The organism is Collinsella sp. OM06-18AC (assembly GCF_003438785.1).
In the GTDB taxonomy this organism is placed as follows: Bacteria; Actinomycetota; Coriobacteriia; order Coriobacteriales; family Coriobacteriaceae; genus Collinsella.
This window is the reverse complement of the sequence record NZ_QSTX01000003.1, coordinates 62,587-80,431: the sequence shown is the minus strand read 5'-3', so window position 1 is coordinate 80,431 and position 17,845 is coordinate 62,587. Positions and strand designations below refer to the sequence as shown.

The window sequence follows — 17,845 nt, the reverse complement described above, 5'->3', positions numbered from 1 at the left end:
TTATTTCTTGGCGTGCTTGCCAGCACCCTTGCTGTCATCGGTGACCGAGATGAGCTGTCGGTCGGCCGCGCCATTGCGACGTGCACGGCGGCGTTCCTCGGCATCGCCCGCGTCGGCGGCGGCTCGATGGGCCTTGTTGACGTTAAAAACCTCGTCGTGCTTGCGCCACGGGCCGACGGACTCGCCAAAGCTCATCTTAAGACCGGCGATAAAGCCGCCGAGCCAGCCGATCGGCGCAAACTGCACCAGCGGGAACAGCGAGAACACCCAGGTCAGCAGGACGACTGCCGCCGCTCCTGCAAAGTTGGCGATCCAGTAGTCGCGCTTGGTGATGACGCGCTTTTCGCACGCCCACTGGCCGCACAAAAAGCCGATGTAGATCGCAAAGAGAAAGAGCACCAGCGCAAGCACCACGAACGTCCAGCTCATGGGCGCTACTCCTCGTGATGGTGGCCGCAGCAGCACTCGTGGCCGTCATCATGGCCGTGGCCGCCGCAGCACTCGTGGTCCTCGCCGTGATGGTGGCCGCAACCGCACTCATGCTCGTCGCCGTGCTCGCCGCAACCGCAGCCGTCCTCGTGGGCACCGTGCTCCTCGGGGCGATACTGCGACCAGTCCAGACCGGCGGCGATGGCGTCGGCCTCCTCCTTGTAGAGGACCGTGATGGCCTGGGTACCCAGCTTGGCACCACCGATGGCGTCGAGCATGTCGTAGAGCGTAAAGGCCACGTCGGCGCCGGGCAGCGCGAGCTCGCGGTCATCGGCGTAGGCGAGCGCCAGACGCAGGTCCTTAATGAAGTGCTCGACCATAAAGCCGGGCTTGTAGTCGCCGTCGAGCGCCTTGGGGGCCAGGCTCTCCATGGCGCCGGACTTGCCGGTGCCGCCCAGGATCATCTGGCGGGTCTTCTCCAGGTCAAGGCCGCTCAGCTCGGCAAATGCCATGGCGTCGGCCATGCCGACCATGCAGGCGCCCAGCGACACCTGGTTGGCGAGCTTGGCAGCCTGGCCCTTGCCGGCGCCATCGAAGCAGCAGATGTTGGCCGCAAAGGTGGCAAGGATATCGCGGACCGGCGCGATGTCGTTCTCGGTGGCGCCCACGATAGCCGTGAGCGTGCCGGCGATAGCGCCCGACTCGCCGCCGGTGACGGGGCAGTCAAACGCCATGCGGCCGGAAACCTGGGCGGCCTCGGCAATGTCACGCGCCAGCTCGGGCGAGCTCGTGGTGAGGTCGATCAGCACCGCGCCGGGCTTGGTGCACGCGAGCAGGCCGTCGCCCGCCAGGTAGAGCTCCTCGACCTCGGAGGGATAGCCCACCATGGTAAAGACGACGTCGGCGTTCGCCGCGGCATCTGCCGGCGTATCGGCCCAGACGGCGCCGCGCTCAACGAGCGCTGCGGCCTTGGACTTGGTGCGGTTGTTGACCGTGACGGGATAGCCGGCGTCCAGGATGTGGCCGGCGATGGGGGCACCCATGATTCCGGTGCCGATAAATGCGACGGAGAGCTTGTTTGCCATGAAACCTTTCCTTTTGGGTTGGGTGTTGTTACCAGGTTGAATACTCAGCGCCAGCGCTTGAGCTGCGAGGCGCCCGTGGTCGTAGCGCCTGTCTACTCGCCGCGCACACGGCGCGCGATGCGGTCGGAAAGCGAGGCTTTCTCGGCGCGGTTCTTGCCCCAAAACGCAAGTGCCACCATGCCGGGCCCCACGTGCGAGCCGATGGTAGGACCGACGGAACTACGGATAATCGTGACGTCGGCGCAGCCCTCCTCCTTGCGAACGGCAGCCTCGAGCCAGTCGCCGTCCTTTTCGGCATCGGCCGTCATGATGGCGATGGGCATAGTGCGATCGGGCACGTAGTTCTCACGGAACGACTTGAGGATGGACTTGAGCGCCTTCTTGCGGCCGCGGGTGACGCCGATCAGCGACAGCGAGCCGGCCAGGTCGTAGGAGAGCTCGGGCTTGACATCGAGCTTAGCCGTGAGTTGCGCCGCCGCGGGCGGAATGCGACCGCCGGCAGCCAGCGCGTCAAAGCTCTCGAGCGTAAAGTAACCGTGGACATAGGTCTTGGCCTCGTTTGCCCAGTCGACCAGCTGCTTGGCGGTCAGTCCCGCCGAACGCTGGCGCACGGCCTCGAGCGCCAAGAGCTCGCCGGTCGCACAGGGCAGGGCGTTGTCGACCACGTACAGCTCAAAATCGGGATACTCGGCGCGCACGGCGTCCGCCGCCTGGCACGCGGAGTTGTAGCTCGACGACAGCGCCGAGGTAAAGCACAGGTAGACCGTAGGCGTGCCCTCTTTGGCGCACTCGGTAAAGAACTCGATATAGCGACCGAGCGACACGGCAGAGGTAGACACGCGAGCGCCGGCGCGCATGCGGTCGTAGAACTCCTTAGGGCTGATGCTCGACCAGATATCGTCCGTGCGTTCCTCGCCATCGATGATAAAGGGGAAGCCCAAGATATCGACATCGAGGTTCGCGGCAACCTCGGGGCTAAAGTCGCAGCAGGTATCGACGACGATGCGGCAGCGGTCAGAATGGCCGGTAGATGCAGCCTTGTCCATCAAAGCGACTCCTTACGTAAAAAAGGCGGCCATCCGCATGGGATGACCGCCGGCCGTTAACTCATGCAAGTTAACGTATTTTACTCGTCAAGTGTTTCGATACGGGGCTTGATGATGCCATATCCACCATTCTTACGGTGATACACCACATTGATGAGGCCAGTCGTCGCGTTCTCGAACACGTAGAAGTCGTGACCGAGCAAATCGGTCTGCACCAGCGCCTGCTCCTCAGTCATCGGGGTGACATCGATGACCTTCTCGCGGACGAGCAGGTCGTCCTCCTCCTCGGGCAGCAGCAGGTCGGCCAGATCCTCGACGCGCTCGACCGGCGCGACATCCGCTGCGCTGGCACCGCCCTGGCGGTTGTCCACGACCTTGGTCTTGAACTTGCGCAGCTGGCGGGTGACCTTATCGGCGGAGAGGTCGATGGCAGCGTACATATCTGCACCGTGCTCGGCAACGCGAATCACCGAACCGCGGGCACGAACCGTAACCTCGACGATTGCCGGGTTGGGGTTCGAGGGGTTCTTCTCATAGCGAAGCACGACGTCGACTGTCATGGGCTCGATATCGAAAACCTTGAGCGCCTCGCCGATCTTCTCGTCCACATGCGCACGCAGAGCATCGGTTACCGTCGTCTTGCGTCCAGAAACCTTGATATCCATACGTGGCTCCAATCTGCCTCGGGGACTTACTGTACTGGCTATGTACCCATTGCCGTGCATTTAATCACGCGGATTCCCAAAGACCCGAATAACGATTGCTTGATACCGCATACCGAAGTCTCGCACTTTTCCGTGGCAAAGTGCGCTATAGGAGGGAGCCGGCGACTTTGTATTTGGTCCCGAAAATTGGCTTTGACCTGCTGGTTTTATAGAGATGAAAAAGCCGGGCTCCCCTATTGGGGACGCCCGGCAGTGCGTGTTGAAACCGTGAAGAGGCATCTCTCCTAGCGCATAGGAGACGCCACCCCTAGCAATAACTAGCTATTAAGCTTGTTAATGTCGTCGTCGGTGATGGTGTCTTCCTGGCTGGACGATTTGTCTTCGGAGGATGCGGTCTCATTGTTGGAATCGGAGGATTCGCTGCCGGAGGATGTGGTCTCGCTGGACTCAGAGTCGCCCGGCTGCACGTTAGCGCCCGAAACCGTCTTAGTGGTGAGGTCGTAGGGCATCGTGCCGTACCAGACGCAGTGGACCGCCTCGAGCGTGCCGTCGGCCGTAATACCGTCGAGGGCATCGCTCACGGCACGACACAGTTCGTCATTGGACGAAAGGCCTGCAACACCAAGCGTCGAGGGCGCCTCGAGCGCACCGACATAGGAGATCTCGCTCATCAGGCGCGCAAGGTAACCGCCAGCCGTGGAGTCGCAGATCACATAGTCGACCTCGCCGGACTCGAGCGCCTCAAAGCACTCGTTGATGTTGGAGTAAGTCTTTTGGTTGGCGGTGATGCTCTGCTTAGCAAGCGCCTCCTGCGAGGCCGAGGACATCTGGATACCCAGAGTAGACGTGTTAAGGGTATCGGTGGAAACGCTCAGCGACCCACCATCGCTGGTTTTACCGAACACGGAAGCGGCATCGTACAGGCACGTGCCGAGCGAGCTAACGTCCCCATCCGTGGAGTTGATCTCGCCGATAAAGATATCAGCCTTTTTGTCACCGAGCGCGGAACCTGCCGAGGACGCATCGACAAAGGCGACCTTAAGGCCCATGCGGCTTGCGAGGGCGCGGGCAGCGTCGACTGCATACCCCGTGAGCTCGCCGTCAGCGCCCTGCATGGCCTGCGGCGCATCGGAGGTATCGAGGGCGACCGTCAGGGTTCCGGGAGTGACCAGGGCATCGTCCGACACCGCCGGCGTGACAGTCTCGTACTCGATCTGGTCGATCGTGGGAGTTGTGAACGTAGACAGCGGGTTGAACGCGCATCCGCTCAGGCCCAAAACGGCGATGACCGCTGCGGTCCCAGCACCTAACCGAGCCGCGTGCATCAAGCTGCCCCTCACCATGTCCACTACCCTGCCTTCTGTGTCGTATACGATCCGTGCGTTGCGCGGAATATCAGATTGTTCCCACCAGCTGACCTGGTATTTGACCCCACACTTGCGCACCGGGGTGTTTGCTCGGGAGGCCGCAGCCACCTTCACGACTGGCCCGCTCGCCCGCGAGGCGGTATTGCCCCAAAGAAAGTAGAACGGACGGTGCGGCTTACATCTAGGACGCGCCATGATCGCGCCGCGCGCACGCGGTCGCTTACGTGGATCCCTTTGACCGCGTCTGTCTTGGACTAGGACGGGCATTTCGTCCGTCCGCAACCACAGCCTGGTAGGAACGTAGCGCATTATAGCTAAGTTCAAGCTATAGTTTAAGGTTAGGGGCGTCATTCGCATCGCGAGTACAGATTTCGCAGGTCGGAGTGGGCTATTCGTGCCCCTGTGAAGCCCGGAGCTCCCCCTATGGGGAGCTCCGGGGCACCCTTCCTAGGGTGCTGTGGCCAAAAAATGGCAAATATGAGTACTGTCACCAATTTAGTAACAGGCATTTTTGGCCTCTCGGACAGATTATGCGCTCAGTGTCGCCAACCTGATGCTTAGTTATTCTACATTTGTTTATTATCTTCTTACTTTATGACGCCTCCGAGTCCTATATTCCTTGATTTTGCTGTTACTGATTTAGTGACAGTACTCATATTTGCCATATTTTGGCCAGGGCATATGATTAACCCCCTATTTTCGACGTGAATTAGACCGGCTTAAGCCCAAAACACGCCCGCAGCGCGTTAAGCAACGCCTCTTGCTTCTTCCTGCGGGCATCGACACGATTCCGGTACCGCTTTCGCATGCGCTGGTGGATGCGCCATGCGAGCACTTCCATCGCTTCCATGTCACAGAGCATTTCGTTGTTGACCGTCGCGACCTCGATTCCCATAGTAATCAAGCCCGTGTTGCGTTTTTCATCATGGATACGTCCCTTCCGGGAGGAATGGCCCAGCTCACCGTTGTATTCAAGGTCAAACCGGGCTGTTTCCTGATACGCATCGCAAATTGCATGCGGCATCCTTGAGATTGCCTGCGCGCGGTCATCGAACTCGATCTTGTAGTCGGTCTTAAAAGGACCGCAGGCAAATCCGCCATAGGAAAACGGTAGTGAAAACAGGGCGAGCATGATGCACTCCATGGGCGAGCGCAGGTTTTCTGACAGATAGGGACACAGACGCTGCAATTGTTTGGCCACATTCCCCTTGCATGCCGCAAGGTAATCTGCCAGGCGATCGGGTGTCAGCACCGGCGAGACTTCAAAGTAGCCCACGTCTGCCGGTTGGTCCTTGTCCTTTGCAAGTCTATTCGCAACAGACGAGGTGTAGGGAGGCAGATACTTCCCGCGATCGCTCAGTGAAATCTTAGAACACAGTTCCTGGGCCAGGGCAAACGCCTGGATACAGCCGACCTCGCGGGCGACGGCAACACAAAGGGCCTCGGGAGATAGGCTGTACACCCCCGGTTCCACCTCTAGAATCGAGCCGGCAGGCAACCCGGAACACACGGACCAGCCCACGCCAGGAATGCGGCGGCGCTGCGCCGCAGATCCCACCAGCAAGCACAGATCTTCTTGCACCTCGCCGCTTTTGGCTCCAATTCGCACCAGGTCGGGAAGATAGATATCCTCGGTCGAAGGCGATGACGCACACAGCACGCGGCGCTCCTCATCGGGCTCAAGGTCCTTCCAGCCGATGCAGCCCATCTGCCGGCGCTCGGCTCGAATCATACGCAACGCCGAGGCACCCGTCAGGATCACGGAAGCGGCTAGCTGCTCTTTTGTCGGCTTGTTGCATTGCCTGATTGTTACCGCCACATGAATCACCCCTACCAAACGCGTGCGAGAGCGAGGCCATCAACGGCCGCGGCACCGGCGCGCTTGAGTTCCGCCGAAGCTGCCGCCATCGTCGCACCCGTGGTGATAACGTCGTCGATAAGCAGCAGGCGGCGGCCCCGCACGTCCTCAACGGTCTCGTACATGCCTCGGGCGCGTTCACGGCGTTCTTCACGGCCGAGTTCACGCTGGTCGCCATGGCCGTACTTAACGAGGGCATCGAGCAACGGAACACCCGACAGCTCGCAAAATGGGCGCGCGATGGCCTCCATATGATCGAAGCCGCGTCGCCGAAACGCCGCCGCCGTCGCGGGCACAAACACCACTGCATCGGCGCCGGACAACACACCGCCTAAGCGTTCGGGCGCCGCGACCTGGGCATGTAAGGCGGTGTCGTATAGCAGCTCTGCCAGATACGGCGCCAGGCGTCGCTCGCCCGCGTCTTTGTACGCTTTAATGATCCGCGGCAGCGGATGCGCGTAAACGGCACATGCCAGGCACCGGTCGAGTGCTTCGGCCATCGCCGAGGACGAACCCTCGACCGAGCACTCGGTGCACAGCAAGTCTCCAAACGGGGCGCCGCATCGAGTGCAGCTATGCCGCGGGTCGATGAGCGCAAGCGCCGCCAAGCAGTCTTGGCAAATAAGCGCGCCGGAGCGCTCGCAGCCGGCGCATCGCGTGGGCGACAACGCCTCAAGCGCCTCGTGCGCCGCCCGCTCGGCAAACGGTAGCAATTCGTCCGCAAACGGCAGAATGCCGGCACCTTGCAGGCATCCCAACACATTCAAATGTCTCTTCACGACACAACCCTCCCTACGCTCGGTCGCAGGGAGGGTTGTTGATTCAGCGCTATGGTACCCCGACGCGTTTGGGGTCAGGCAGGTTAAATCCGCTCGCGGGCGTTATTCGCCGGTAGGCGGTTGTGGTGCAGACGAAGACGGGGTCGAACCCTCGCCACCATCTTGACGCGGCTTGCGGGAACGACGACGGCGACGGCGCTTCTGGCCCTGGTCGGCCGAACCCTCGCCACCACGATCTTCGCGCGACTCGCGTTCGTCGCGAGCAGCGCCGCGCGCGGCCTTGGCAGCCGCCCCTCCGCCATCTCCAGGGCGACGACGTGTGACCTTGACCTCGCCATCCGAGACCTGATCGGCCACGGAGGGCACTGAAGGCTTCTGCTGCGCGCCCGAGGAATGGCGACGGCGCGGACGCGGCGCGCGCTCCTCCTCGCCACGTGACTTGCCGCCCTTGTCGACAGGCGCATCGGAGGCCGAGGGACCCTTGGAAGCGGCACCGGCCTCGCGAGCAGCTGCGGCGCGGAAGGCGTCCTCGCGCTCCTCGCTCGACAGATGACGGCGGCGGCGACGTGTGGGGTTCATGCCACCGCCGCGATTCTGCTGCTGGGGTTGCTGAACCTCGCGCTCGCGAGAGGCGTTCTTGCCCGCGGCTGCAGCCTCGGTAGCATCACCCGAGCCCGCGCGCTTGCGACGACGACGGCCACCGGCGGCCTCCTCGGCCTCAGGCGTTGCGGCATTGCCACGGCCCTTTCCGCGGCCACGACCCTCGCCCTGACCCTGACCGGCACGGGTATCGGCGTCCGCATCGCGACGGCGGCGCTTGGGCATCGTCGTCCCCGCCAGACGGTCGGCGCTCGACAGGCCATCGCCCACGTCGACGCCGTTCTCGCGGTCGAGCTCCATAAGCGCCAGGCGCATCTCGGGCGACTCGATGCGCTCGAGCACGTCACGCGTCACGCAGTCGGGGCGGCAGTTACAGCCCTGCTCGGCGGCCTTCTTTTTGCAGCCCTCAGAGCACGTCATATCGGCCAAGTTGACCTTAAAGACCTTGCCGTTCTCCAGACGCAACACCAGCTGCTCGCGCGGCGTGTCATATTCCTGGATACGCGCCTTGCCGAGCGGCGTATCGATGAGCGTCTTCTTTTTGGGCGCACGGCTCTTAAAGTCCTTGTAGGCCTCGAACTCATAGCGCAGGCAGCACATCAGGCGGCCGCACACGCCGCTGATTTTGGACGAGTTGAGCGGCAGGTCCTGCTCTTTTGCCATGCGGATCGAGACGGGCTCAAACTGTCCGCCAAAGCGCGTGCAGCAGAGCTCCTGTCCGCATTGGGCATAGCCGCCCACCAGGCGGGTCTCGTCACGCACGCCGATCTGGCGCATGTCGACGCGAATGTGCAGCGTCGAGGACAGGTCCTTGACGAGCTGACGAAAATCGACGCGCTCCTCGGCCGCAAAGTAGAACACGGCCTTCTCGCCGCCAAACAGGTACTCGACGCCGACCGGCTTCATCTCGAGGTCGAGCTCCTTGACCAGGCGGCGGAAGTCGACCATGGCCTCGTCGCCCTGGATGGCCAGGTCGTCGGCAAGCTGCAGGTCGATGTCGCTCGCCACGCGCAGCACGGGCTTGAGCGGCTGACCGATCTCGTCTTGCGGCACCTCGAAGGGATCGGCCGTGACCAGGCCGATCTCGGTTCCGCGCTCGGTGGAGCAAATGGCATAATCGGCCTCGAGGATATCCAAATCCTGCGGATCGAACCACAGGTCGCGCGAGGCGTAGGTAAACTTAACGGGTACGACTAACGGCATTTCAGTGCCTTCCTGATATCGAACAGCATGACCTCGATGGCCAGCTGAGGAGTAACGTTTCTGGCAATGTTGCGCTCGGCGGTCGCGACTGCCTCGAGCGCCCGCGTGGCACCCGCAACATTGGTCGCGGCGGCAAGCCGCCCGATCGTGTCGCGCACGTCCTCGTTCACTACGTCGGCTGCCTCGTCCTGAAGCGTCAGCAGCACGTCGCGCATAAGCGTCCGCGCGCTCGCCAGCGCTTCCATGATACCCGAACGCTCGCGCGCGTTGAGTTCGCGCTTGTTGCGGTCCTCAAGCTGCTTCAATGCTCCACGCGACAGGTAATCGGCGTTTTGCTCGAGCACCTTTTCCTGCGTGGACTTGACCTCGGCGAGCGGCGCCTTAACGGCGACGATGAGCGACTTGGCGCGGCTGAGCACGTCGGCCTCGTCGGCGGCGATGAGCGAATCGATGGCACGGACCATCTGGCGGCGAGCATCCTGGCGCTCGGCGCTCTTGAGGAACTCGATGCCACGCGTGGGGCTTCCCGCTACGGCGACGGCTATGCGGCAACGCGCAGGGTCCTGGCCGGTGGCGCGACTCACGGCACGCGCGGCCACGGCGGGCGACACCAGCCGAAACGGCACGCACTGGCAGCGGCTCACGATGGTGGGCAACATCACGTCTGCCGAGGTGCCCAGCAAGATGAACATGACGCCCTCAGGCGGCTCCTCGAGTGTTTTGAGCAGCGCGTTGGCGGTGTTGGCGCGCAGCTGCTCGGCACGGTCGATGATGTAGACCTTGGCCTTGGCACGGATGGACGCCAGGGGCACGTCGTCGAGTAGTTCGCGGGTCTGGGCGATGAGGTAGCCCGTGGCGCTCTCGGGCGTGTAATAGTGCACGTCGGGATGCGTATGGCGCGCGACGCGCACGCAGCTGTCGCATGCGCCGCAGCCGTCCTGCTCGCACAGGAAGGCTTGGGCGAGCGCCCACGCGGCGTCGAGCTTGCCCGCGCCGGGCGCGCCCAAAAACAGGTAGGCGTGCGATGCGCGACCGCTGGCGACGGCGTTGGTCAAAAAGTCGCGCACGCGCTCTTGGGTATCGAGCTTGGCGAGCAAGCTTGTCTGCGCGGGGGCCATGCTACTCGGCCTCCTGGGCAAGCGCGGCGGCGACGGCGTCCTGGGAAATATCGAGGCCGTAGGCACGAACCTGCTCGACCGTCTTCTCGAAGACTTCCTCGATGGTCGCGGTGGCGTCGATGAGCTTTACGCGGTTTGGCTCCTCGGCGGCAATTGCGCAAAAGCCCTGGTAGACACGCTCTTGGAATGCCATGCCCTTTGCCTCCATGCGATCTGCCGCACCACGGGCCGCCATGCGCAGCGCCGCCTGCTCGGGCGTGATGTGGTAGACGAGTGTGAGCGCCGGGTGCGTACCCGCGACGGCCAGGTTGTTGGCATCTCGCACCATCTGGCGATCAAGGCCGTCGGCAAATGCCTGATAGCAGGTTGTGGAATCGTAGAAGCGGTCGCACAGGACCACCCTGCCGGCAGCAAGGGCGGGCGCGATGACCTCGTGCACCAACTGAGCGCGTGCCGCCTCGTAGAGCAACAACTCGCAGGTGTCGCCCATCGCTGTATTGGCGGGGTCGAGCAGCAGAGCACGGATCTTTTCGCTGATGGCGGTACCGCCCGGCTCGCGCAGGCTCACAACCTGGTGGCCAGCGAGTTCGAGCGCGCGGGCAAGCAAGCGCGCCTGCGTGGACTTGCCGGCGCCATCGACGCCCTCGAGCGTGATAAAGCTATGTTGAGCGGGCTCAAAAGCCATGGGCGCAGCCCCTTCCTACAAGGCGCGTAAATGCGAGTTATAGCAACCAAGCCATGATACCCCAGTGCTCGGCGCGTCCCCAATGGCTAAAGGCGCCTTTCCAAAGTTGCGGTGAAATAGGGACTGATTGAAGCTCTGAGACCGCCAAACAGTCCCTATTTCACCGCAACTTATGATGGGGAATTTTGGATGCTGGGTATAATCGTCGTATTGCATTGAAATGTGGCGAAAGGAGTGGCAATGTCTCGGTATTGCGCCTCGTGCGGCAAGCTTCTTGCAGATGATGCCAAGTTCTGCACCTCATGCGGTGCACCCGTTGAGCAAACAGCCGCAAGCGATAGCCAGCCCGCTTTTGAGCAGACCGGCTCCCTTGATACGCCGCAAGCCAAGGCGGATGACTCCCTCGCCTATAGCCCCGACCCTGCCGCAAGGACCGAGGCCGTCGAGACCACGCAGCGCATACCCGTCGCGAGCGGCTCGCCCCAACAGCAGCCGGCTCCCGCATACGCGCCCGCTTCGCCACAGACCCCCGCTCCCAAAAAGAGCGGCACCGGGCCGCTTATCGCCGTTATTGTTGTGCTGGTGGCGATCATCATCGCCCTGGTCGTTTTCTTTGTGATCAAGCCTTTCGACAACGCCGCCACGCAGACGACTGCCGCGGTAGCTAAGCTGCACCATGACGTCGACGACGATGACCTAAAGCCTCTCGGCGATCCCAACAGCCTGTACGACGATGATGACGATGACGACGAGGATGGCGGCGAAGCAACGCTCTCCGAGCAGAACCTCTACCGTCGCCTGAGCGAATACTACGACCTGCTCGAAGATCTCGACAGCCAGGTCCGTGGCTGCGCGCAGAACTTCAACGGCAACTATCTGGAAGAGGATCGAACCACCCGTCAAAATCTCGCCGACGTCGCCGAGCGCACGGAGGACACCATCGAGCAGTATTACGACATCGTCGAGGACCTGGACGTCCCGACGAGCTCCAAGAACTACAGCTCCTGGAAGGACATCATCGCCCTGTACGACGACCTGGATCACCGCATTGACGCAATCTGTGATGCCTGGGAGATCAGCCTGAAATACGCCAAGCCTGCGGACCACAAGAATGAGATCGTGGCGCCGCTGTCGCGCGACAACGTGGCGGGCACCAATGACAATAAGTACCGCCTAGACTTTGAGGAGCGCTATCCCGGCGCCAAGCCTGTCGAGGTGAACTAGCGCTTTGTCGTTCCCGAGCCTGCAGTTAGGGACGTTCCTAAACTGCCGGCAGAAAAGGAACGTCCCTAACTGCCGGTCAAAAAAACGAGCGAGGATCGCGGGGTCCTTGCTCGTTTTTTAGGGCAATGTTTCGACTGCGCCGCTACTTGTCGGTGGCCGCTTTCTTGGCAGTCGATTTCTTCGCGGTCGTCTTCTTGGCGGCAGTGGCTTTCTTAGCCGTCGTCTTTTTGGCCGCCGTTGTCTTCTTCGCCGTGCTCGCCTTGGTTGTGGTCTTGCGGCCGCGGGCCGGCTTTTTCTCCTTGGTCGGGCAGTCCATGTTGACGCAAATGCGCCACGGGCCGCGCGCCGTGTTGACCACCACGATGGGGGCACCGCACTCGGGGCAGGTCTCACCCGTCGCCTCGAGCTTACCGCGCGCCGGCAGCGGATAGCTCACGCCGCAGTCATCGTAGTTGGTGCAGCGGATAAAGCGCTTGCCGCTCTTTTCGCTCTTGTGCGCGATCAGATCGCCATGGCGTCCGGCTTCGGCGCACACCTTGCACTCGCCCACCTTAAGGTCGGGCTCGTAGTTGGTGGGGCACGTCGGGTTCACGCAGACCTCGAAGGCTTTCTGGCGGAACGGCTGGCACTTAATGCGCGGCGCGCCGCATTCGGGGCACACGGCGGCCTCGCCCTCGAGCGGGCTCACCTTGACACCGCTCGGCACCGGATAGGTCACGTCGCAGTCGGGCCAGCCCATGCAGCCAATGAAGCTGCCGCGGGTCTTGGCACTCGTCTTCATAACCAGATCCTTGCCGCACTTGGGGCAGGCGCCCACGCGTGCATCGGCCGTGACGGCGTCGCTGATAGCGTCGCCCAGCTCCTGCGTATGCTTGAGCAGCTCGTCGAGCACGCCGGCCAGCAGCGCGCGCGAGTGCGTCACGACATGCTCTTCGGTGTCCTCGCCGCGCTCGACGCGAGTCATGTCGCCGTCGAGCTCGCTGGTCATATCGGGGCTCGTGATGCGCGGGGCAAACTGCGACAGCGCGTCGATGATGGCGATGCCCAGCTGGCTCGGCTCAACGGGATCATTTTTGAGATAGCGCACGGCATACAGGCGCTCGATGATGCTCGCGCGCGTGGACTTGGTGCCCAGGCCGCGCTTTTCCATCTCCTGCACGAGCTTGCCCTGGCTGTAGCGCGCGGGCGGCTCGGTCTGCTTGGCCTCGAGCTTAATGTCGAACACGTCGACCGTGTCGCCCTGCTCAAGCGGCGGCATCTGCTCGTCGCGCTTGAGACCGTACGGGTAGGCCTCGCGGAAGCCCGGGGTCACGAGCACGTCGCCCGAAGCCACGAACGGCTCACCGTTCACGTCGAGCTCGAGCTTGGTGTTCTCGATGGTCGCGGGACCCATGAGCGTCGCCAGGAAGCGACGGGCGATGAGGTCGTAGAGCTTGCGCTGGCCGCCATCGAGCGTGGACGGATCGCCCTCGCCCGTGGGGTAGATAGGCGGGTGGTCGGTGGTCTCGACTTTACCGCGCGTGGGCTTCATGGGGCCGGCGAGTACCTTTTTGCACACGGGCGCCAGCGCCGGGTTGATCTTTGCCAGGTCGCTCACCACGGCGCCCAGATCGAGCGTCGCGGGGTACACGGTGTTGTCGACACGCGGATAGCTGATGAGGCCCGCCATGTAGAGGGACTCGGCGATGCGCATCGTACGCGCAGGCGAGATGCCCTCGGCCGCGGCGGCAGCCTGCAGCGAGGTCGTCGCAAACGGCGTGGGCGGCTGCTGCTTGCGGGAGCGCTTGGTCACCGCGGCGACGGTTGCCGTCGTAGCGCCGTCGACGTGGCCGTACGCCGTCTCGGCAGCATCTTTGTCGGTAAAACGTGTCGTCTTGTGCGCAATCTTAAAGCGGTCATCCTCGGCAGCACCCTGAGCGGCACCCATGCCGCGAATCTGCCAATAGTCCTCGGGCACAAACGCCATGCGTTCGCGTTCGCGCTCGACCACCAGGGCGAGCGTCGGAGTCTGCACGCGGCCGGCGGAGCGCACGTTGCCAAAGCCGCCAAACTTGGCGAGCGTCAGGTAGCGCGTGAGCACCGCGCCCCAAATGAGGTCGATGTGCTGGCGGCTCTCGCCGGCGTCGGCCAGATTCTGGTCGAGCGAGACAAGATTATCGAAGGCCTGCGTAATCTCGGCCTTGGTAAACGAAGAATACTGGGCGCGGGCGACCGGCAAGTCGGGCGCAACCTCGCGCACCTTGTTGAGGGCGTCCGAACCGATCAGTTCGCCCTCGCGGTCGAAGTCCGTGGCGATAATGACGCTGTCGGACTTCTTGGCAAGGTTCTTGAGCGAGCGGATGAGCTCCTTCTCGGCCGGAAGCTTAATGACGGGCGCCCAGGTGAGATAGGGCAGGCTCTCGAGCTTCCAGCCCTTGATGGAAATGCCATCGGCAAGGAACGGCTTGCGCTTGGTGTCGTACGGCGGGCGGGCCAGGCCATCGGGCATATCGGCCGGCAGCATTTCGCCGTCCTCCGTGACCGAATACCAGCCCAACTTTTTATCGAACAGCACACTGTCGCAAAAATCGGGTGCCAGGATGTGACCGGCAAGGCCGATCGTCACGCACTCCTCGCCCTTCCACTCAAAACGGTAGATGGCGGTGTTGTACACCTTGTCCTTTTTGGGCTTGCCCGTGGACAGACGCTCGGCGATCTGACGCGCGGCGTCGTTTTTCTCAGCGATGATGAGCTTCAAAAGAGGCTCCTATCTCGTGTGTCTGCGGCTGCGCCCGCCCTCTTGGCGGCCGACTTACGCCCTTGCTTGCTCAATCTGCCCGATGAGCCAATCGCACCAGGCATCCATGCCCTCGCCCTTGCGCGCGCTCACGGCAAACCGCGGCGCCTGCGGATTGAGGTCATCGAGTGTCTTAGTATACCTATCCATGTCAAAATCGAAAGCCGGGGCCACGTCGACCTTATTGAGCAGCTGCGCGCCGGCGTGCTGGAAGATGCCCGGGTACTTGATGGGCTTGTCGTCGCCCTCGGGCACCGAGAGGATCATGATGGACAGGTTCTCGCCCAGGTCAAAGTCGACCGGGCAGACCAGGTTACCCACATTTTCGATAAAGATGACGTCGATGTTCTCCAGACCGACGGCCTGGTCGAAGGCGTCGACGGCCTCCATGATCATGTTGCCCTCGAGGTGGCACAGGCCGCCCGTGTTGATCTGGATGGCGGGCATGCCGGCTTCCTTCATGGTGATGGCGTCGACGTCCGAGGCGATATCGCCCTCGATAACGGCACAGCGCAGGCTGGCTTTGTCACGCAGGCGCTCGTTGGTGCCCAGAATCGTGGTGGTCTTACCCGAGCCAGGGCTCGACAGCACATTGATCACGTAGGTGTTCGTCTGCTCAAACCGCTGACGCAGCTGATCTGCCAGGCGCTCGTTGCGCGACAGAATCGGCGACGCGATATCAATCGTTTTCTCGGCCATACTTAGCGCTCCTTACTTTGGCCCTTTTATACCCCATCGCTAGATGGCGAGCGTGCTAATCGTCGTGGGTCTCGATCTCGATACTTGCGATGTCGAGTTCGCGGCCATGCAGCAGACGCACGTTGGCACCGCCACATTGGGGACAACGGCAATGGAAACGGTCGTGCTCAAAGACCTCACCGCAGTCCAGACACTCGCTTTGTGGATGGACTTCCTCCACGGCAAGCTCGCAGCCGCGCGTGAGCGGGTCCTCATCGCGAAACGTCTCCCACGCAAAGTCAAGCGCCTCGCGCACAACCTCGGTCATATCCCCGATACGCAGCGTTACCAAAACGGCGCGCGAGGCCCCCGCCCCACGCGCCGCGCGAATCACTGTATCGAGTATGCCGTTGACAATGCCAACCTCGTGCATACCGATTTACTCCTCGTCGTCCTCGTCGTCCGAGAACAGGTCCAGACGGCTCACGAACAGGCCCTCCTTGCCCTCGCGCGCGGTAATGACCACGCGAGCGATGGCGAGCGAAATCTCGTAGAGCGAGAGCAGGGCGCCATACATGAGACCCAGCGTAACGGGCGAGCCGTCGGGCGTAATCACAGCCGAGCCCACAAGCAGGCCTACGTACACGTAGCGCCAGGCGCTGCGGAAGGCCGCATAGGACACGATGTGAAAGACGGACAGATAGAAGATGATGAGCGGCAGCTCAAACGCCACACCAAAGCCGATCATAAAGAGCAGCTCCATGTTGACGTAGTTCTCCAGGTCGGGCAGCGCGGTTGCGACGGCCGAGGTCTCGCCGATGAGCCACTCAAAGCCCGCCGGAATAATGACGAAGTAGCAGAAGATGGCGCCCAGGAAGAACAGCACCGTCGAGGCGAGCACCGTGGGTACGACCCATTTGCGCTCGTTGGGGCGCAGTGCCGGCAGGAAAAATGCCAGGATCTGCCAGATGATCATGGGCGTGCACATGACCACGGCCATCTTGATGGCCAGCGAGAAGCGCAGTCCAAAGCCGCCGAGCGTGGTGGTGATGTAGAACTTACCGTCCGGCACAAACGAGCGGATGGGATCCTCGAGGATATCGAGCACCACGGGCGTGGCAAAGTACAGCACGATGGCGGCGGCAAACACCGACACGACCACGATGGTCAGGCGGCGACGGAGCTCTCCCAGGTGATCGAAGAGCGGCATACGCGCAGGTCCGATCGGCATTACTCATCGCCTCCCTTCGGGGCATCGGCGGCAGCAGTCTCGGCAGCGTCCTCGGCCTCGAGCTCGCGAGCGAGCTGGTCGACGACAGCCTTGCGCTTGCGGGGACGGCGGGCGTAGAGGTCAGCCGTCGTGGGCTCTGCCGGCTCGGGCTCGGGCTCTGCAGCAGGCTCGGGCTCGACGGCAGTAGCAGGCTCTGTACCCTCGGCCTCATCAACAGCGCCTTCGCCCTCAGCAGCACCCTCGCTTGCGGCCTTCTCGGCAGCAAGACGGGCGCGACGCTCGGCAAAGGTCTCCTTCTTGGCGGGCGCTGCCGTCTCGGCGGCATCCTCGTCCGCATCGGAATCGTCGTCGGTCGCAGCAGTCTTCTTGGGCTTGACCGGGGCCGACGCGGCCTCGCTCACCGGATCGATAATCTCGGACTGAACAACGGCCGTCATCTTTTCCTGCGTCTCGCGGAACTGACGGATGGCACGGCCGATCGTGCGGCCCATCTGCGGGAGCTTATCCGGGCCAAACAGCAAAAAGCCGAAGACCACGATGATCGCGAGCTCACCCTCTCCAATACCAAACACACATACCTCCAAGGCTCGATGTGAGTCGAGCCCGCACCGCGCCATTCGGCCGGAACTCGTCTATTCATTCGGTCAAGTATAGCGCCCGGACGCCAAAACGTCCGAGCGCATCACAAACATATGCCAAACGGCACGCCCTTTTGGGGGCAAAGATTATGCAGCGGTGATCGAAATCTCCTGGTCGACACCCAACAGCTGAACCACGCGCATCACCGGGGGCTGCACGTTGACGCAGCTAAAACGCTTACCATGATCAGCTGCGTGGTGTGCGGCGCCCACAAGCACGCCAATGCCTGTCGAATCGATGTAGCTCACCTGGGCAAAATCGAGCTCAACGGCCTCAGTGGGCTGCTCGAGCGCCAGGTCGATGGCATTGCGCAGGCTATCGGCGTTAGAGATATCGATCTCACCGGTCACCTTAATGGTGTAGAGCTCTGGCGTGGGGTTGGTGGAAATACCCAAATCCATGTATACGCTCCTTTACGTATCGAAAGTGCGGATAGTACTAGGCGCGGACTTGCGGGGCCCT

General features: G+C 62.4%; 17 protein-coding genes. 1 reads left to right on the top strand and 16 read right to left on the bottom strand.

The genetic code is table 11. The annotated features are described in order from the left end of the window. The 10 genes from DXB86_RS02800 to tmk form a co-directional block, all read right to left on the bottom strand. Positions 1-429: a hypothetical protein gene (locus DXB86_RS02800; RefSeq protein WP_055310425.1), complete on the bottom strand. Its 429-nt coding sequence runs from the start codon at positions 427-429 to the stop codon at positions 1-3. 5 nt (positions 430-434) lie between these two features. Then, on the bottom strand, positions 435-1,514 hold the full coding sequence (locus DXB86_RS02795; RefSeq protein ID WP_117736075.1) for an NAD(P)-dependent oxidoreductase: 1,080 nt from the start codon (positions 1,512-1,514) through the stop codon (positions 435-437). 92 nt (positions 1,515-1,606) lie between these two features. Then, positions 1,607-2,560, bottom strand: a complete 954-nt coding sequence (locus DXB86_RS02790; protein ID WP_117736074.1) for a DegV family protein — start codon at positions 2,558-2,560, stop codon at positions 1,607-1,609. 80 nt (positions 2,561-2,640) lie between these two features. Beyond that, on the bottom strand, positions 2,641-3,225 hold the full coding sequence (gene hpf, locus DXB86_RS02785) for a ribosome hibernation-promoting factor, HPF/YfiA family (protein ID WP_035137685.1): 585 nt from the start codon (positions 3,223-3,225) through the stop codon (positions 2,641-2,643). A 317-nt stretch (positions 3,226-3,542) separates the two neighbouring features. After that, on the bottom strand, positions 3,543-4,568 hold the full coding sequence (locus DXB86_RS02780; protein ID WP_233504131.1) for an ABC transporter substrate-binding protein: 1,026 nt from the start codon (positions 4,566-4,568) through the stop codon (positions 3,543-3,545). A 733-nt stretch (positions 4,569-5,301) separates the two neighbouring features. After that, entirely contained in the window at positions 5,302-6,411 is a 1,110-nt protein-coding gene (locus DXB86_RS02775) for a hypothetical protein (protein ID WP_117736072.1), read from the bottom strand. An 11-nt stretch (positions 6,412-6,422) separates the two neighbouring features. Next, positions 6,423-7,229, bottom strand: a complete 807-nt coding sequence (locus DXB86_RS02770) for a ComF family protein (protein ID WP_233504125.1) — start codon at positions 7,227-7,229, stop codon at positions 6,423-6,425. Between the two features lie 102 nt (positions 7,230-7,331). Further along, a complete protein-coding gene (locus DXB86_RS02765; RefSeq protein ID WP_117736070.1) occupies positions 7,332-9,032 on the bottom strand; it encodes a regulatory iron-sulfur-containing complex subunit RicT in 1,701 nt (566 codons plus the stop codon). Further along, positions 9,023-10,150, bottom strand: coding sequence for an ATP-binding protein (locus DXB86_RS02760; protein WP_117736069.1), 1,128 nt, complete (start codon positions 10,148-10,150; stop codon positions 9,023-9,025). Before DXB86_RS02760 ends, DXB86_RS02765 begins: the two co-directional genes overlap by 10 nt. A 1-nt stretch (position 10,151) precedes the next feature. Continuing rightward, complete coding sequence (gene tmk / locus DXB86_RS02755; RefSeq protein ID WP_117736068.1) at positions 10,152-10,835, bottom strand: dTMP kinase; 684 nt, start codon at positions 10,833-10,835, stop codon at positions 10,152-10,154. Between the two features lie 240 nt (positions 10,836-11,075). Here tmk and DXB86_RS02750 point away from each other — a divergent pair, with 240 nt between their 5' ends. After that, on the top strand, positions 11,076-12,059 hold the full coding sequence (locus DXB86_RS02750; protein WP_117635606.1) for a zinc-ribbon domain-containing protein: 984 nt from the start codon (positions 11,076-11,078) through the stop codon (positions 12,057-12,059). A 142-nt stretch (positions 12,060-12,201) separates the two neighbouring features. On the opposite strand, the gene DXB86_RS02745 is transcribed toward DXB86_RS02750, so the two are convergent. The 6 genes from DXB86_RS02745 to DXB86_RS02720 all read right to left on the bottom strand — a co-directional run bounded on the left by DXB86_RS02745 (position 12,202) and on the right by DXB86_RS02720 (position 17,784). After that, positions 12,202-14,796, bottom strand: a complete 2,595-nt coding sequence (locus DXB86_RS02745) for a DNA topoisomerase I (protein ID WP_117736067.1) — start codon at positions 14,794-14,796, stop codon at positions 12,202-12,204. Positions 14,797-14,850: 54 nt separating this feature from the next. Continuing rightward, positions 14,851-15,534, bottom strand: coding sequence for a hydrogenase nickel incorporation protein HypB (gene hypB, locus DXB86_RS02740; protein ID WP_117736066.1), 684 nt, complete (start codon positions 15,532-15,534; stop codon positions 14,851-14,853). Between the two features lie 55 nt (positions 15,535-15,589). Beyond that, positions 15,590-15,946: a hydrogenase maturation nickel metallochaperone HypA gene (gene hypA, locus DXB86_RS02735; RefSeq protein ID WP_117736065.1), complete on the bottom strand. Its 357-nt coding sequence runs from the start codon at positions 15,944-15,946 to the stop codon at positions 15,590-15,592. A gap of 6 nt (positions 15,947-15,952) precedes the next feature. After that, a complete protein-coding gene (gene tatC, locus DXB86_RS02730) occupies positions 15,953-16,744 on the bottom strand; it encodes a twin-arginine translocase subunit TatC (protein WP_199410968.1) in 792 nt (263 codons plus the stop codon). Next, positions 16,744-17,316: a twin-arginine translocase TatA/TatE family subunit gene (locus DXB86_RS02725; protein WP_158555265.1), complete on the bottom strand. Its 573-nt coding sequence runs from the start codon at positions 17,314-17,316 to the stop codon at positions 16,744-16,746. The genes tatC and DXB86_RS02725 overlap by 1 nt, the downstream gene beginning before the upstream one ends. 153 nt (positions 17,317-17,469) lie before the next feature. Then, a complete protein-coding gene (locus DXB86_RS02720; RefSeq protein WP_089572422.1) occupies positions 17,470-17,784 on the bottom strand; it encodes an STAS domain-containing protein in 315 nt (104 codons plus the stop codon). Positions 17,785-17,845 lie beyond the last annotated feature (61 nt).

Bases quoted from the DNA above. Each gene is read 5' to 3' on its own strand.
- DXB86_RS02800 (WP_055310425.1), bottom strand. From the start codon at position 429: ATGAGCTGGACGTTCGTGGTGCTTGCGCTGGTGCTCTTTCTCTTTGCG.
- DXB86_RS02760 (WP_117736069.1), bottom strand. From the start codon at position 10,150: ATGGCCCCCGCGCAGACAAGCTTGCTCGCCAAGCTCGATACCCAAGAG.
- hypB (WP_117736066.1), bottom strand. From the start codon at position 15,534: ATGGCCGAGAAAACGATTGATATCGCGTCGCCGATTCTGTCGCGCAAC.
- DXB86_RS02750 (WP_117635606.1), top strand. From the start codon at position 11,076: ATGTCTCGGTATTGCGCCTCGTGCGGCAAGCTTCTTGCAGATGATGCC.
- DXB86_RS02795 (WP_117736075.1), bottom strand. From the start codon at position 1,514: ATGGCAAACAAGCTCTCCGTCGCATTTATCGGCACCGGAATCATGGGT.
- hypA (WP_117736065.1), bottom strand. From the start codon at position 15,946: ATGCACGAGGTTGGCATTGTCAACGGCATACTCGATACAGTGATTCGC.
- tatC (WP_199410968.1), bottom strand. From the start codon at position 16,744: ATGCCGATCGGACCTGCGCGTATGCCGCTCTTCGATCACCTGGGAGAG.
- DXB86_RS02720 (WP_089572422.1), bottom strand. From the start codon at position 17,784: ATGGATTTGGGTATTTCCACCAACCCCACGCCAGAGCTCTACACCATT.
- DXB86_RS02780 (WP_233504131.1), bottom strand. From the start codon at position 4,568: ATGGTGAGGGGCAGCTTGATGCACGCGGCTCGGTTAGGTGCTGGGACC.
- DXB86_RS02790 (WP_117736074.1), bottom strand. From the start codon at position 2,560: ATGGACAAGGCTGCATCTACCGGCCATTCTGACCGCTGCCGCATCGTC.
- DXB86_RS02765 (WP_117736070.1), bottom strand. From the start codon at position 9,032: ATGCCGTTAGTCGTACCCGTTAAGTTTACCTACGCCTCGCGCGACCTG.
- tmk (WP_117736068.1), bottom strand. From the start codon at position 10,835: ATGGCTTTTGAGCCCGCTCAACATAGCTTTATCACGCTCGAGGGCGTC.
- hpf (WP_035137685.1), bottom strand. From the start codon at position 3,225: ATGGATATCAAGGTTTCTGGACGCAAGACGACGGTAACCGATGCTCTG.